The sequence below is a fragment of the Faecalibacterium prausnitzii genome, assembly GCF_019967995.1.
Classification (GTDB): Bacteria; Bacillota; Clostridia; order Oscillospirales; family Ruminococcaceae; genus Faecalibacterium; species Faecalibacterium prausnitzii_E.
On the sequence record NZ_CP065377.1, the window covers coordinates 603,276 to 617,330 of the forward strand.

Annotated in this window: 10 protein-coding genes and 1 pseudogene; 1 reads left to right on the forward strand and 10 read right to left on the reverse strand. The window is 47.3% G+C overall.

Annotation, left to right across the window (positions count from 1 at the left end; translation table 11 throughout):
• Positions 1 to 27: 27 nt before the first annotated feature.
• The 10 genes from I5P96_RS02920 to I5P96_RS02965 form a co-directional block, all read right to left on the reverse strand.
• Positions 28 to 954, reverse strand: coding sequence for a hypothetical protein (locus tag I5P96_RS02920; protein ID WP_117506076.1), 927 nt, complete (start codon positions 952 to 954; stop codon positions 28 to 30).
• A gap of 12 nt (positions 955 to 966) precedes the next feature.
• Positions 967 to 2,454 (reverse strand): relaxase/mobilization nuclease domain-containing protein, encoded by a 1,488-nt coding sequence (locus I5P96_RS02925; RefSeq protein WP_223383717.1) that lies wholly within the window; start codon positions 2,452 to 2,454, stop codon positions 967 to 969.
• Between the two features lie 84 nt (positions 2,455 to 2,538).
• The gene (locus I5P96_RS02930; RefSeq protein WP_223383021.1) at positions 2,539 to 3,003 is read right to left on the reverse strand and encodes a plasmid mobilization protein; all 465 of its coding nucleotides are present in this window, start codon (positions 3,001 to 3,003) and stop codon (positions 2,539 to 2,541) included.
• 733 nt (positions 3,004 to 3,736) lie between these two features.
• Positions 3,737 to 4,723, reverse strand: coding sequence for an Abi family protein (locus tag I5P96_RS02935; protein WP_223383023.1), 987 nt, complete (start codon positions 4,721 to 4,723; stop codon positions 3,737 to 3,739).
• Between the two features lie 31 nt (positions 4,724 to 4,754).
• On the reverse strand, positions 4,755 to 6,248 hold the full coding sequence (locus tag I5P96_RS02940) for a class I SAM-dependent DNA methyltransferase (protein WP_223383025.1): 1,494 nt from the start codon (positions 6,246 to 6,248) through the stop codon (positions 4,755 to 4,757).
• Positions 6,245 to 6,907: a hypothetical protein gene (locus tag I5P96_RS02945; RefSeq protein ID WP_223383027.1), complete on the reverse strand. Its 663-nt coding sequence runs from the start codon at positions 6,905 to 6,907 to the stop codon at positions 6,245 to 6,247. Before I5P96_RS02945 ends, I5P96_RS02940 begins: the two co-directional genes overlap by 4 nt.
• A 51-nt stretch (positions 6,908 to 6,958) precedes the next feature.
• On the reverse strand, positions 6,959 to 8,011 hold the full coding sequence (locus I5P96_RS02950) for a hypothetical protein (RefSeq protein WP_223383029.1): 1,053 nt from the start codon (positions 8,009 to 8,011) through the stop codon (positions 6,959 to 6,961).
• Between the two features lie 15 nt (positions 8,012 to 8,026).
• Complete coding sequence (locus I5P96_RS02955; RefSeq protein ID WP_223383030.1) at positions 8,027 to 9,157, reverse strand: restriction endonuclease subunit S; 1,131 nt, start codon at positions 9,155 to 9,157, stop codon at positions 8,027 to 8,029.
• A 2-nt stretch (positions 9,158 to 9,159) separates the two neighbouring features.
• Positions 9,160 to 9,366, reverse strand: coding sequence for a hypothetical protein (locus I5P96_RS02960; RefSeq protein ID WP_097778893.1), 207 nt, complete (start codon positions 9,364 to 9,366; stop codon positions 9,160 to 9,162).
• 10 nt (positions 9,367 to 9,376) lie between these two features.
• Positions 9,377 to 12,115 (reverse strand): type I restriction-modification enzyme R subunit C-terminal domain-containing protein, encoded by a 2,739-nt coding sequence (locus I5P96_RS02965; protein ID WP_223383032.1) that lies wholly within the window; start codon positions 12,113 to 12,115, stop codon positions 9,377 to 9,379.
• 227 nt (positions 12,116 to 12,342) lie between these two features.
• Here I5P96_RS02965 and I5P96_RS02970 point away from each other — a divergent pair.
• A pseudogene (locus I5P96_RS02970) lies at positions 12,343 to 13,998 on the forward strand (recombinase family protein).
• Positions 13,999 to 14,055: the final 57 nt, after the last annotated feature.

Consider the following 14,055-nt stretch of genomic DNA (forward strand, 5'->3'; position numbering starts at 1 on the left):
TGTGAACAGCATACCATGTGCCTGTTGTTATGCTGTCTGGTCTTTAACATCTGCGAGTGCGGCTTCCAGAGAAGTAAGATAGTCCTTATGCTTGTGAATGATCTCCAGAATCACATCACGCTGTGCATTATCGGGCATCTGCTCCAACTGGTAGTTGAATGAAATACGGAAACGAGTAGTGAGTTCTTCCAACGCCACATACTCGTACCGTACATCCTCCGGGTAAGCATCGCTGTCGTAAACCGATTCAAACTTTCGGAATGGCATGACAGGCGCTTTGCCCGGAACGCGGATCACACCGTCAGCGTCAGGCGTCGGTTCCACCTTCAGCTCCGGGTGCAGAATATCCTGCAAAGTTTGTGCCCGGTCATGGTAGGCCGTCCTGGCAAGGCGGTGCATATCAGCTTTGGACACTTTCGTCTGTCCGGACAGGATGCTCTGCTTTAAGCCTGGTATCAGTTCTTCCGCAATCTCCACGCCTTTCATATACTTCGAGGCGCGGATAACGGTGTCCTTGCTCACTCCGTTTTCTTCTGCGATTCGGTCGCAGGTTTTGCTGTTGTCGATCAAGTTCGCTTTTAGCGAACTTGATTTTGCATCGCGGCTCTTGCGATCACCGCCGTGCGCGGCTTTTTCGGCTTCATACTGTTTGCCCATCAGGTAGTACTTCTGCTCCGGGGTTAAATTGCGCCGCCCCAACTGGTTCTTACAAATCCAAGCGAGGACTTCTTCTCTGCTTTCAAACGGGAGTGGCATTGTGGAGAAATAAATCTCCGGATGCTTCTGAAGAATCGCATAACGGTTGTGGCCATCAATAAGGATATTACCCCAGACAATCAAAGGAGAGAGCAGCTTGCCCTCTTTGAGGATGTTTTCTTCAAGCTGCTTAAATTCATCATCGGTCAGAGGAGGGATCTGGGACTGGAACTCCGGGTCGATTTTCAGATTGATCATACGCACACTCCTTTATCTCTCCTGCTGCGTCTGCTCTTCCTCCCGGAAAAAGGACGCAACATTCTGCTTTGCGGTTTTCAGTTTGAGCAGTTCTTCCTTGGCTTCCTTGTACTGCTCGTAGAACTTTGCCTTTTCGGATGCAAGCTGCGCATACTCGGCTTCCAGCTTTTTCGGGCTGGGCAGCTTGGTGATGTCGTTTGCCTTAAAATAGGCTGCTGCCGCCCGGTGCGCTGTCAGCTCTGCACGGTGCTGTTCTTCAAAGGCTGCGGGTCGTTTTGCAGCTTTTAACTGCTGTGCGATGTTCTTGGTGTTGGTGTAGGCTGCGATGTGATAGCGCAGCTCTTTGTTGACCTTCATGCGGCCTTCGAGGTCTTTCACCATCGCCAGCGAGTCGTGATACTTGGTTTCCAGTTCGGTGATGCGCTGGTTCAGGGCGTCCTCGTCGGTCAAGTCCTTTTCCTGCAGAAGCTTCACGGTCTGTGCCATAACTTTGAGATTGTGTTTCGTGAGCCAACGCTTATAGCCGATGCCCTTGCCCTCGGTCATCCTCGACTGGATGTCGATCAGTTTCCCGATGGTATCCTGCTTGAACTGCGCCTTGGGTTTGCGTTCGGCGTTTGCCTGCAACGTGACAAACACTGCCGCCTTATCGAACTTGTCACCGAGATGTTTCGCTCGGATAAACTTTGTTCTGCCAGCGGGCAGATAGCTCAGACACCCACGGCTTTCCTTGACGGTGATGCCGTACTGCTGCATAAGCCTATCAGAAAAATCTTCAAAGCTGGTGGCACGGTACAGCACCGAAGAAATCTGTTTCCGCAGGGTATCTTTTACGGTTTCAAACTTCTTCTGCCGGGGCTGCTGTCCAGTTGCGGTAAGGGCTGCGTTCTCGCGGTCAAGTTTCATCTGACCGCGCCTGCGTGCCCAATACTCGGCTTCGCTGACACGCTCCTTTGATCCGTTGAGCAGGTCGATCTGGTACAGTCCGGCACCCTCGCACAGCTCCATGACCTCGACACGGAGGTGCCGCATGGTCTGGGCTGTGCTGGAGTGCTTCATACCCTCACACCAGTCGCGGGGCTTTTGCATATAGGGCTTGCGTTCCACTTCTCGCATTCGGATGCTTCCGATCACGATGTGGACATGGATGTTTCCCGAATGGTTGTGCCCATCGGGGTGAGTGCAGACGATGGCGGGATGACCGGGGAAGTTTTCTTTGCAGAATTTCAGGCCAAGGGCCTGTGCCTTTTCCATCGTCAATCCGTTTTCGACTGTATCCCGTGGGTCGAAGCTGATGATATACTGGTGACTTTTGATATCACCATGCTGGGTGTTCTTGCCATACTTGCGGTTTGCCAGCAGACAGGCTGTTGCAAAGGAGAAATCGCCACACTCAAGCGTATTGAGCAGGTAGGATTCCCGCAGCTTCGGCTTGCCCTGTTCATCAAGAAGTTGCTTTCCGGTGAACTCATCGTGCTGGTAAACGAGGTACGCTTCGATGGCGGTGTAGTCCGAGTTTTTATTACAATTCGATTATTCAAATCGTTGGCAACAACATCGAATTGTATGTCGCAAATATGCGGTTTATGGTTGAACAATGCAGTTGCTCTTGCGACTGAGGCGATATGCTTGAGCGTTGCCATACAGTTCACCCAGAACTTTCTCGGCGTGGAGCCGGAATGCGGTCAGGTCTGCAAGTTCGTCAAGGATTTTCGCCCGGATCTGCTCGGTGTCTGCACCGCCGGAATTGAAGTGCCTTGCAAGCTGGTTGAGGTTTCCGCCCACCTTGCAGCACTGAGCAAGCAAAGTGGAAACAGCGGTCAGGGTTTCTTCGCCGCCGCCGGCAACGATGACCGTTTTCTCGATCTTGACGTTGTGGATGGCGCGGCGGATAAAAGTGGAGAGGGAGAGATTCAGGAGTTTGCAAGTGAGTTCCAGTGACGCTTTTTCCTTCGCTGTCACACGGAACTTGATGACGTGCGTTTTGTTGTTCGGCGTGTCGTGGTGCTGGGAATTGCTAGGGGTCAGTTGAACATTCGTTTTGGTCATTGTACCTCCTGTCTGTTCGATAACTCCTCGGTGAAGTTATGTAAAACACGACACGCCGTTGCTGTTCGCACCATCAGGTGCGAACCATGAGCAGGGTTTGGGGTGGGACCGCGTTTGCGAAGCGCAGCGGAGCAATGAAAGCCCCAGTGGGGCTTTTAAGCGGCAGCGCGGTCTGCGATAGCAGATGGAGGGGCGTTGCCCCGACAAGCGCTACCCCAACAAGATCACTTGGAAAACTCGCAAGAGTTTGAGAAGTGAAGTCACGGATGGACAGGAAATTTTCAAGAATTGAAAATTTGTGGCCACGGGACGGTTCTTGCCCTCCACCGCTGCGCTCAAAACGCATTTTCAACAAATGTTTCCAAATTGTTAAGACGCAAAAAATAAGTAGCGGGGCTCTGCTCATGTAATGGGGTCACCGTTTGCTCCGAACGAAGTTCCAGCCCCTGTTTGTGCAGCAGCGTTGTCCGGCTCGCTCACGGAAAGTGTGAGGTCATGGCACGGTATCACGTTCAGACGGCTTATGAAGGATTCAAGGTTCAGTATGAAGAAAGCTAGGCGCAGCGCAGCGATGATTTTGTCGGGTGAAACAGCGGCAAAATGAATCGGGTGTGTTGCGGGGAGGTATCGGAACTCCACACAGCGTCTTAAACAAAAGAAAATGCGAGCGACGTCAGTGACGGCACTCGCACAAAAGATTACTCTTTTTAATATCAATGATATTATATGTGAACTAATTCAACTTGTCAACAACTTTTTTCAGAAATTCAAAAGAAGTTGCTATCAATTTGTTTCCTTCTGGACCTTCAAAATAATCTATATGCCTTTGCATTCGACCGTTTACGAATTCAGTGAGTTGCTTTATCCGACGTTTTTTGACGGAAGGGCTAACAATTTTGTTATAAGCATATAGCAAGCAGACAATTTCAAACATCGGACGGCTTGTCAATTTGCTGCGGCGTTCACCAGCTGAGATATTGTCGAGTGATGCAATAAAGGCCGAGATCTCAGGTGATGGCCTTGTTGTGCTCGTGCGAGACAGCGCATTGAGCAAACAGTTATTATGCGCGCAAGCATTGCGCAAACTTTTGACCGGATTCAAAACTCTTTGGGGTAACAGTGGTGTAAACTGTGGATTTCGTTCTGCATAAAAACGGTACATACGCAAAAATTCGCCAAATCCAATCAGTTCTTCCAGAACCCACATTGGACAATCAACGTCATAAATACGTGTTGATAGATACGCCTGCGGACTCTGTGCCGGGAAAACAGAACATACTGCAAAATACTTTTCAATTAGTTCGCCTGTAAAGGAGGCGTCTGTTTTTCGTTCGATAGCTGCCAAAATCTCCGGGTATTGTGCAAGAAAATCACGGACGATTGCATAGCCGTCTTCACTCGGATTTTCTTCTAATTCACGCAGAAGCGAAACTTTCAAATCATGCTCTACATCAATGCACATTTGCAGAAGAAGCTCCCTTAGGTAAAAATCCAGTGTAGACAGCTCAGTCAAATATGCAAACTCAAGATGGATGTATTTTCCTGCATTTGGGCCAGCAATATGTTTGGGGTAATTTTTTCGATAAGATGCTGTGCGCAGATAATTGTTTCTCTGTGAAAAACATTCTACGGCCTGTTCTTCTGAAATGAGATGAAATTGGATACCTTTTTCATCATGGAGCATCTGAACAAGTTCTTCCGCAGTCTTTTTCGGTTTCATTTTAGAATTTTCGATTATGCTCACATCCTGTTCAATCGTTCTTTTTCAGTTGCCCCATCAATTCCTGAAAACTTTCCAGAGCACTCTGCAAATTTTCAATAATATCCGCGGCAAGTTCGTCCGGCGCAGGGAGATTGTCCAAATCGGCAAGCGACTTGTCCTTCAGCCAGAAAATATCCAGACTGGTTTTATCACGTTCCAGAATTTCATCTACCGTGAATCTGCGCCAGCGGCCTTCTGGATTTTCCTGTGACCATGTTTCTGTGCGTTCGTGGCGGTTTTCTGGATGATAGCATTGAATGAAATTCTGCAAGTCAGCGTCCGTCATGGGATGCTGACGAAGCGTAAAGTGAACATTTGTGCGAAAATCGTAGATCCAGACTTCCTTTGTCTGACGCTCTGGGCTGGCGGGACGCTTATCGAAGAAAATCACATTTGCCTTTACACCCGGCTTGTAAAAAATGCCAGTTGGCAGGCGGAGAATGGTGTGCAAGTCCGTGGTGTCCAACAGCTTTTTACGGATGATCTCGCCTGCACCACCTTCGAATAGAACGTTATCCGGTACAACAACGGCCGCCTTTCCGGTCGGCTTCAGAATCGTATTGATATGCTGGATAAAGTTGAGCTGTTTATTCGAGCTGGTCGTCCAGAAATCCTGCCGGTTGTAGACCAGATCCTCTTCTTCCTGCTCCTCTTCTTCATTGGTGAAGGTGATGGAGGATTTTTTACCGAACGGCGGGTTCGTCAGTACATAGTCCACACGATAACCCGGGTCAGACAACAGCGCATCCCCACGCATGACAGGGACTTTGCCGTACAGGTCACCGATGTTGTGCAGATACAGATTCATCAGACAGAGTTTGAAGGTTGCGACCACAAGTTCAGTTCCATAGAACGTTTCGTTTTTCAGGAATTCTTTCTCTGTACGGTCGAGTGCATAGTTCTTTGGGTCAGCCAAGAACGCCTGTGCAGCAAGGAAAAAGCCGCCGCTTCCACAGCAGGGGTCAGCAATCGTCTTTTTCGGTTCCGGGCGCAGACAGGCCACCATTGCTTTGATGAGCGGGCGGGGTGTAAAATACTGCCCTGCACCACTTTTTACGTCCTCGGCGTTCTTTTGCAGCAACCCTTCGTAGATCTCGCCCTTCACATCGGAAGACATGGACACCCAGTTTTCCTTGTCGATCATCTGCACCACGCGGTACAGGATGGAAACATTGCTGATTTTGTTGACGGCCCCTTTGAAGATCTGCCCTAAAATGCCGCCCTCATCGCCCAGCCGCTCCAGTATAGCGCGGTACTGATTTTCCAGCTCTGCGCCCTTGAGCGTGTTCATATCTGACCAAGTGTAACTTTTAGGGATGCCGGTTTCTCGCTTATACGGCGGGCGGGAGTATTCATCGGACATTTTCAGGAAAATCAGGTAGGTAAGTTGCTCAAGATAATCGCCGTAAGATACACCATCATCTCGCAGCGGATTGCAAAGTCCCCATACTTTGGAGATGATATTCGAAGATTGTTCGCTCATTCAGATTCCTCAGTTGTATTAAATTGTTTGGTATTTTGGGCAATTGCCCGGATACTTTCTTTCATTCGTTTTAGTTCAGCAGTTTGATTTTTCATTTCTTTTAGAAGCTTTTCTTCATCGCTTTCAAAAGAGAAAATCGTTGCATAGTGTTCCGTATCAATATCGAACTCACTTTGATAATTTACGCCATTATCCTCATAATAAATGGTTCCTGTTGCAGGCACTTTGTTTGGAATCTGAATATAGGTATCATTTGCAAAGAAGAGGTCATAGTGCTGGTCAACGCCGATGACACATTTTTTTCCCTTTTGCTTTTTCAATAACTCCGCAAAGTTTGTGCTTCCCAAACTATCAATAAAAGCGTCACTTAATTGAATTTCAACATTTTGCGCAGTCGATTTTCCGTGATTTATAAAGCGCAATCCGTAGAATGACCGTCGTTCAAATAGAAATTCAACCTCAATATGTGGCCTGTTTTCCTCTGCATATTGTTTTTGCATTTCTTCCAGCTGTTTCTTGGAAGCATTCGCTGATTGAATGTTTGCTATGCAAATAGCAATAGTAGCAACGACATAAACAACCGTAATAAGAAATGTTAAACCACCGCTATTATCGTTTAGTAATTCAAAAAACTTGGAAAGACCAGTTAAAACATCCATTTTGACGCCTTCCTTCTAACGACATTTAATGTATGGTTATATGATAACTGTTTATATTTTTGCACCTAAACCTTGGCGCTCTAAAATATAATCCAGCAACTTATAATCTTTTTGATCTTTCCAGTCACATATAAAAGCATTCGCTTCATGGATGGGCGGTTCATCGAAGTGTGCAAGAGGAATGACCCATTGCCAAAAGCCATATAAACATAGCACTCCGACAAACTGATTTTGAATCATTCCAAACTGACACCAGTGCGATTTCTCTGGTACGATTTTGTGGAGCACTTCTGCTTCTTCTACTGCGCTCGGAAGGCGGCAGAATTTCTCCGAATGATTTCCATGCAGAATCCATGCGCGGACTTCATCAAATTCTGGTCTCTCTGCAAATTCTTTTCCATAAAGATATGCAGTTGCATTCAGCAAAATCTTTGCGCACATTCTGGACGTTTCAGGTGTTTCCTGAAGCTGGAATCCCATTTTTACGTGTGTTTGTTCCTCTCTCATACTGTTAACATTTAGCACGGCATCTGAATAGGACAAAAAGACTTTTATTTCCTTTTCGATATGATAGCAATCTTTCTTGGAGGGATGAAACGCAATATAGTACTTTCCTTTGTGATATCCGACTAAAACTTCGTCTGGTGAAATATCCTGTGACGTGAGCGTCACATATTTCGTTTGTTCACCGAATTGGTTTAAGATCGAAATAAATTTGGAGGCCGCGTCCGGCATATCCTTGACTGCAAGACAAATCCGGTATTGTTTTGCACCGCGGCAAAAATGACTAATATTATATGGAGTACCTAACGCCATATAGCTGAGAACGCGGTCACCCTTTTCATCTATGCCAACGCACACGTCGCTTTGAGCAGCATTTTTAGTCGTAAGAGAGCCCCTTTTCCCCGGCCCGAAAAGAGCACGTTCTGTTGAAATCAAAGAACGTCTTGTGAGAATTTCTTCCATAGGGGAAAACAGCTCATTTGCCTGATCGGATACCCATCCTTTGGGAAGCATTGTTTTGCATCCCAGCGATGCCGGAAAAACATGTTCACGTTTATTATAGGTTAATCCCTCTTGGTTTCCGTAATAAATACAGGACACAAAACTCACTCCTTTTTACAATGTTCCTTCAAACGCCTGTTTCAAAATACTCTGCCGCATTGCATCCGCCTGTGCAAGTGCGGTATCAACTGTTTTTTCAATGCTATCGCAAACGGAAAGCCTGTCCGATATTTGTTTTACCAATTTTTCTTGCTCCTGCAAATCCGGTACACCAATAGGAAGATTTGCATAAGCAGATACATTTAGGTGACCTTGTGCGGCACCTCGTTCATTTTTCTTTACAATAGCTCTACCCATCGGAGAATTGGTGTATTGTGCTAAGAATTCTGGAATAACTTTGGATATATCCGGAACGGCAATGACCACATCTATTGCATTGTATCCATTATACCGCGCAGGAACGACCGATGCCATTCCCAAGTTTGCTCCGGAACGTGAGATAAGAACATCATTTGTGTGAACTTCACTTCTACAATTTTGCTGGTGACCTTCTTTTGAAATCATCACCCAGTCAGTATCGTTAATATATCCTCTACGAACATTTGCATTGCGAAAAGCAGGAACACCATTTTCGGAAACATAATATTGAGTTGGTTTTATAACAATTCCAACCTTTATATCTAAGCAAACGTCTTTTATATGAACCGATGTTGTTGAGACAGAATCAAAAATTTCCTTTAGCACAGCCTGCCGATATACCTCTAACTGCTCTTTTGTAGTTTTAAGAGTATCAACAGCCTTGTCAAGCTCAGAAAAAAGCTCGTCGATTCGGGTAACGATTCGGGATTGCTCGTCTAATGGGGGAATTAACACTTTAATTTTTGAGTAAGATTGAATCCAATACCTCTTATGCGTGCTATGGTCGAACTGGATGATTTGTAGACGATAAAAGATATACTTTGGAATGACTAAATCGGTGTTAATATGCAAAATCTTCATTGCTGAAGATTTTACTTTGAATCTGAAATTCACAAATTGAGTTGCAGTTGTAAAGTCATCAAAAATGATGACTGGCAACTGGTCAAAAATACCATCGGTTTCATTTGTTTTTCCCAAAATGAAAGACTTTCCTGCGGTTAAAACCGGCGTGGCATAGGCATCGCTATAGTCGGTAGACTTTACAATATATGCTGTTGGTTGCTCAAATGGCAATAATTCACCCAGTTCATATTCTGTATATTGCACGTTTACTGTTTTCCTTTCGATGCTTCCTTAGCGCAATCCACCATGAGTTTGTAGGCTTCTTTTTGTTCAGATGTCATGCACTGATTGTTGTCTGCCATTTCCTTAAGTAATTTACAAGCAGCTTCCATTTCTGCTGAGGATACAGACATTTGCCCATTCATCACAGTTGAAAACAATTTTGCGAAGCTAAATAATTCAAATGGGTTCATATAGTTCTCCTTACGCTACCAATTCCTCATTCATTTCATCCAAAATCTCCTGATACTTTTCTCCGAACACCCGATAGAACCCACCTAAGCCGCCTTTGCTGTCAAACGGCGTATACTCCAAGTCCTCCGGCAGAATGCTCAGTGATGTGATAATATGCTCCTTGATCAGCCGCAGCCATTCCATCTGCTCAGCGGTAAAGTGAACCGCACCGGTATTGCGGCGGAAAGTCCACTGTTTGAAGTTATAGTTTACCCGGTCGGCAAAGGGCGAAAGGGTATCCGTATAGCCCATCTGAAAACGGATAATAGAAATCAGATCGGTCAGCTGAGCGAGTGTGCCTTTCTTTACCTTGCCAGGCTGCTTGATGGCATAACAATCCCACAGACGCTCGACCGTGATGCCCTTTGCTTTGAGTTTTTGATACAGTTCCGTCAGATTTTTCAGTACCATCGGACGTTTTTTATACGTTTCATTGTAGATGATGCGCAGGGCAATGATCTCATCTTTATTTTCCTCGATGAAATCCTTGAATGTAGAAATCACCCGGTCTGCCGTTTCCTCCTGATTAGTGTCATAACCGGCAAAGAGTACCTTGTCCAAATTGACGCTGTCGATGATCTGGTCATGGCTGCGGCGGACATTTTCAATAAAATCGCGAACTTCCGGCTTCTGGAAAGGTGCAACGGCCTGTTCGATGAGCTCTTTCTGGGTCTGTGCAAGCTGTTCCGGTGCGGGCGTAAGCACACCGCTTTTTGTTTGCGCTTTGGCATGAATGACATCTTCATCAAAGGCATTCAGCAGATTCTCCGCAACCTGCTCTGCGGTTTCCCCTACGGTTTCTTTGAACTGCTTGTGTTCGCTGCGTTCCATCCTGCGGCTGAGACGAATCACACGGTTTGCAAGAGAAGTCAAGGTATCCTCATCCCGCGCACCGAGTGCAATGTTCATCATCAGTTCCTTCATGGAAACCGCTGGCTTGCGTTCCAGCGTGCGGGTCTCGGTCTTTTTGGATTTGGTTACACCCACTGCATCCACGATCACAAAATGATCTTTGTTTTCCGTAGCAGAAGGTGTTACCTTTTGTAAATCATCCTTGCTCAGCGTGCGGGTGCCGCGGCCTTTCATCTGCTCGAAGTAATTGCTGCTGCGCACATCCCGCATGAACAGCAGGCACTCGATGGGCTTTACATCCGTACCGGTCGCGATCATATCCACAGTAACGGCTATACGTGGGTTGTAGTCATTCCGGAACGAGCTGAGAACGGCTTCCGGATTCTGCGCACTGTAAGTGATCTTTCTGCAAAAATCGTTTCCTTCGCCGAATTCTTCCCGGACGATCTGCACAATATCGTCTGCATGGCTGTCCGTCTTGGCAAAAATCAGCGTTTTGGGGACTTCTTTCCGGTAGGGGAACAACGTGGTATGGAGTGCTTCTTTGAAGGTGCGAATCACAGCACGGATCTGGCTTGGATTTACGACATCCTTATCCAACTTGGACTGTGTGTAGAACACATCCTCGTCCATCTGCTCCCAGCGTTTTGCGCGCGTCAGGCGGTTACGCCGCTCGATCAACTGCTTTAGGATGGTTGCACCATTTTTCGTCACATCGGTTTCAATCAGATAAATGTCCTCGCCAACGTTAACGCCGTCCAGAACGGCCTGCTCTCGCGTATATTCGCTGACAAAATTTTCATTGAAGTAGCCGATGGTTCGCTTATCCGGCGTAGCGGTCAGGCCGATGATAAACGCATCAAAATAGGAAAGCACTTGACTCCATACATTGTAAATAGAACGATGGCATTCATCTACAATGATACAGTCAAAGAACTCCGGCGGAATTTTGGCATTGTAGACGACCTCTTTTGGTGCTTTGCTTTCGGCGGTGACATATTCCGCAAAGGGAATCTCTTCTGCCTGTTCGTCCAGTTCTTCCCCTTTTAGAATGGAATACATCCGCTGAATCGTACTGATGCAGACCTGTACATCCCCGGAAATATAAGAGTTTTTTAACCGGCGTACACCATACAATTCCGAAAAGCTGCGAGGATCATCATTGGGCTTGTATGCCATGAACTCGCGCTCGGCCTGTTCACCAAGGCTGCGGGTATCTACCAGAAACAGGATGCAATTCATTCTGCCGTATTTCAACAGCCGATAGGCGGCAGTAATGGCTGTAAAGGTCTTGCCTGCGCCGGTTGCCATCTGCACAAGAGCGCGCGGTCGATTTTCTGAAAAAGAAGTGTCCAGACCATGAATTGCACTGATTTGACATTTGCGGAAGCCCGATTCATCCAGCTGCGGGATACGCTTCAGATTGTTGCGCACAGTATCCGGTTCAGCAAGCCAGCGTTTCAACGTCTCCGGGCGGTGGAACGAGAATACCTCGCGCGAACGGTATTTAAGATCTGCGTAATCGGTAAAACGCACCAATTCGCCAGTGGCTTCGTAGGCGAACCGAACCTTGTACTCCCGCTTTACCCATTTGAACTGGCTATTTGCATAGCGGCTGGACTGCGTTTCCACATCTGTCAGTGCTTGACCTTCTTCGTCTTTCTTTGCCTCTACAACACCAACTGGCACTCCCTCAATGAAAAGTGCATAATCCACCGGACCGGTATTGGTAGGGAACTCGCGCACTGCAACACCGGAAGCAACCGTCAGATTTAGTTGTTTCAGATCCTGAATTGTCCAGCCACTTTGCCACAATCTGTTATCGATCTGTTCCCTCGCTCTTGCTTCCGGAGTCATAACGATGCACCTGCCTTTGCTATCTTAGAGCAAACTGTTGATACCTCTATTTTATAAGATGCAACACAATATTACAAGTGTTTCCTTTTTATAAATTTCAAGGCGATATACCTCATGAGAATTTTTCAAAGTAATTGAAAATACGTAAAATTCATGGTATAAATTATACGAAACAATTGCTGCGTAGTATCTGTTGCTCAACAATATCTAAATGGGAGGTGCCTGCCATGACCGCCGTGATCTATGCCCGCTATTCATCGGATAACCAGCGCGAAGAATCCATCGAAGGCCAGATTCGTGAATGTACGGCTTATGCCGAAAAGAACGGCATCACTGTGGTCAAGCACTACATCGACCGTGCCCTTTCCGCCAAAACCGACAACCGCCCGGACTTCCAGCAGATGATCAAGGACAGCGAGAAACGGTTGTTTGACATTGTGCTGGTCTGGAAGCTCGACCGCTTTGCCCGGAATCGCTATGATTCGGCACACTATGAGTACCAGTTAGAGAGGAATCATGTCAAGCTGGTATCTGCCACCGAGCCAATCTCGGAAGGGCCTGCCGGAATCATGGTCAAGAGTATGCTCACCGGCATGGCTGAATACTACTCGGCAGAGCTGTCTGAAAAGGTCGTACGCGGCATGACCGAGAATGTTCTGAAGGGCAAGTACAACGGCGGTACCGTTCCCATCGGCTTCAGGGTGGACGAGGAGAAGTTCTTTCAAATCGACCCGCTGAAAGCTCCCTTTGTGGTCGAGGCATTCCAGAAATACGACGATGGTGCGAGCATGAAGGAAATCATGAACTGGCTGAATGATAGCGGCGTGACCACCAACCGCAACCAGAAGTTTACCTACAACAGCGTCTGGAAGCTGCTGTCAAACCGTCGGTACATCGGAGAAAACCACTTTAAGGACATCGTAATGCGGACAGCATCCCCGCCATCGTGGACAAGGAGCTATTCGACCGCGTACAGGCGAAAATCGAAAAGAACCGCCGCGCGCCTGCCCACCACAAGGCCGAGGACGATTATCTGCTGACCACCAAATTGTTCTGCGGAATGTGCGGTGCGATGATGTTCGGGGAATGCGGCACAGGCCGGAATAAGGTGGTACACCATTATTATAAGTGTGCCAACGCCAAGCGCACCAAGACCTGCAAGAAAAAGACCGTCCGCAAGGAGTGGCTGGAAGATCTGGTCGTGGCGGAAACCATGAAGTTGATTCAGGATGATGCGGTCATTGATGCCATCGTTGCCGAGGTGATGGAACTGCAAGAGCAGGAAAACACCACCCTGCCCCTGCTGGAAAAGCAGATGCACGAGGTAGAGAACAGCATCGAGAATATGCTGAACGCCATCCAGGCAGGTGTGCTGACCAACTCCACCAAGGCACGTCTGGAAAAGCTGGAAGAACAGCAGAAAGAGCTGGAAGTCCGCATTGCCGAGGAGAAAATTGCAAAGCCTCGGTTGAGCGAGAACCAGATCCGTTTCTGGCTGACCCGACTCCGCAAGCTGGACACAAGGGTGAAAAGCCACCGGGAAACGCTCATCAACACCTTCGTGAATGTTGTTTATCTCTATGATGAAAAAGTTTTGATTGCGTTCAACTACAAAGACGGCACAAAAACCATCACTTTCGATGAAATCGCCGCCAAAGATGCCCCAGCGGGCAATGGTTCGGATTTGGTTGACTTCGCTCCACCAAAAAAGCTTCAACGTAACTATTACGTTGGAGCTTTTTGTTTTGTATGTGCGTGAAACTCACGAATGCGGGCGGATTCGAACAGCATCGGCCCACCGTACAGTCCGGCGGGCAAAAAAGCCCCAGTGGGGCTTTTTTAGATGCGCGGCTCGCGCAATCCACCCGCGCCCACCCATCTGACAGCTCCCGTGTGCAAACACACAGGGGCTGTTTTATTTTTGTCTGCGCATGGTGCAG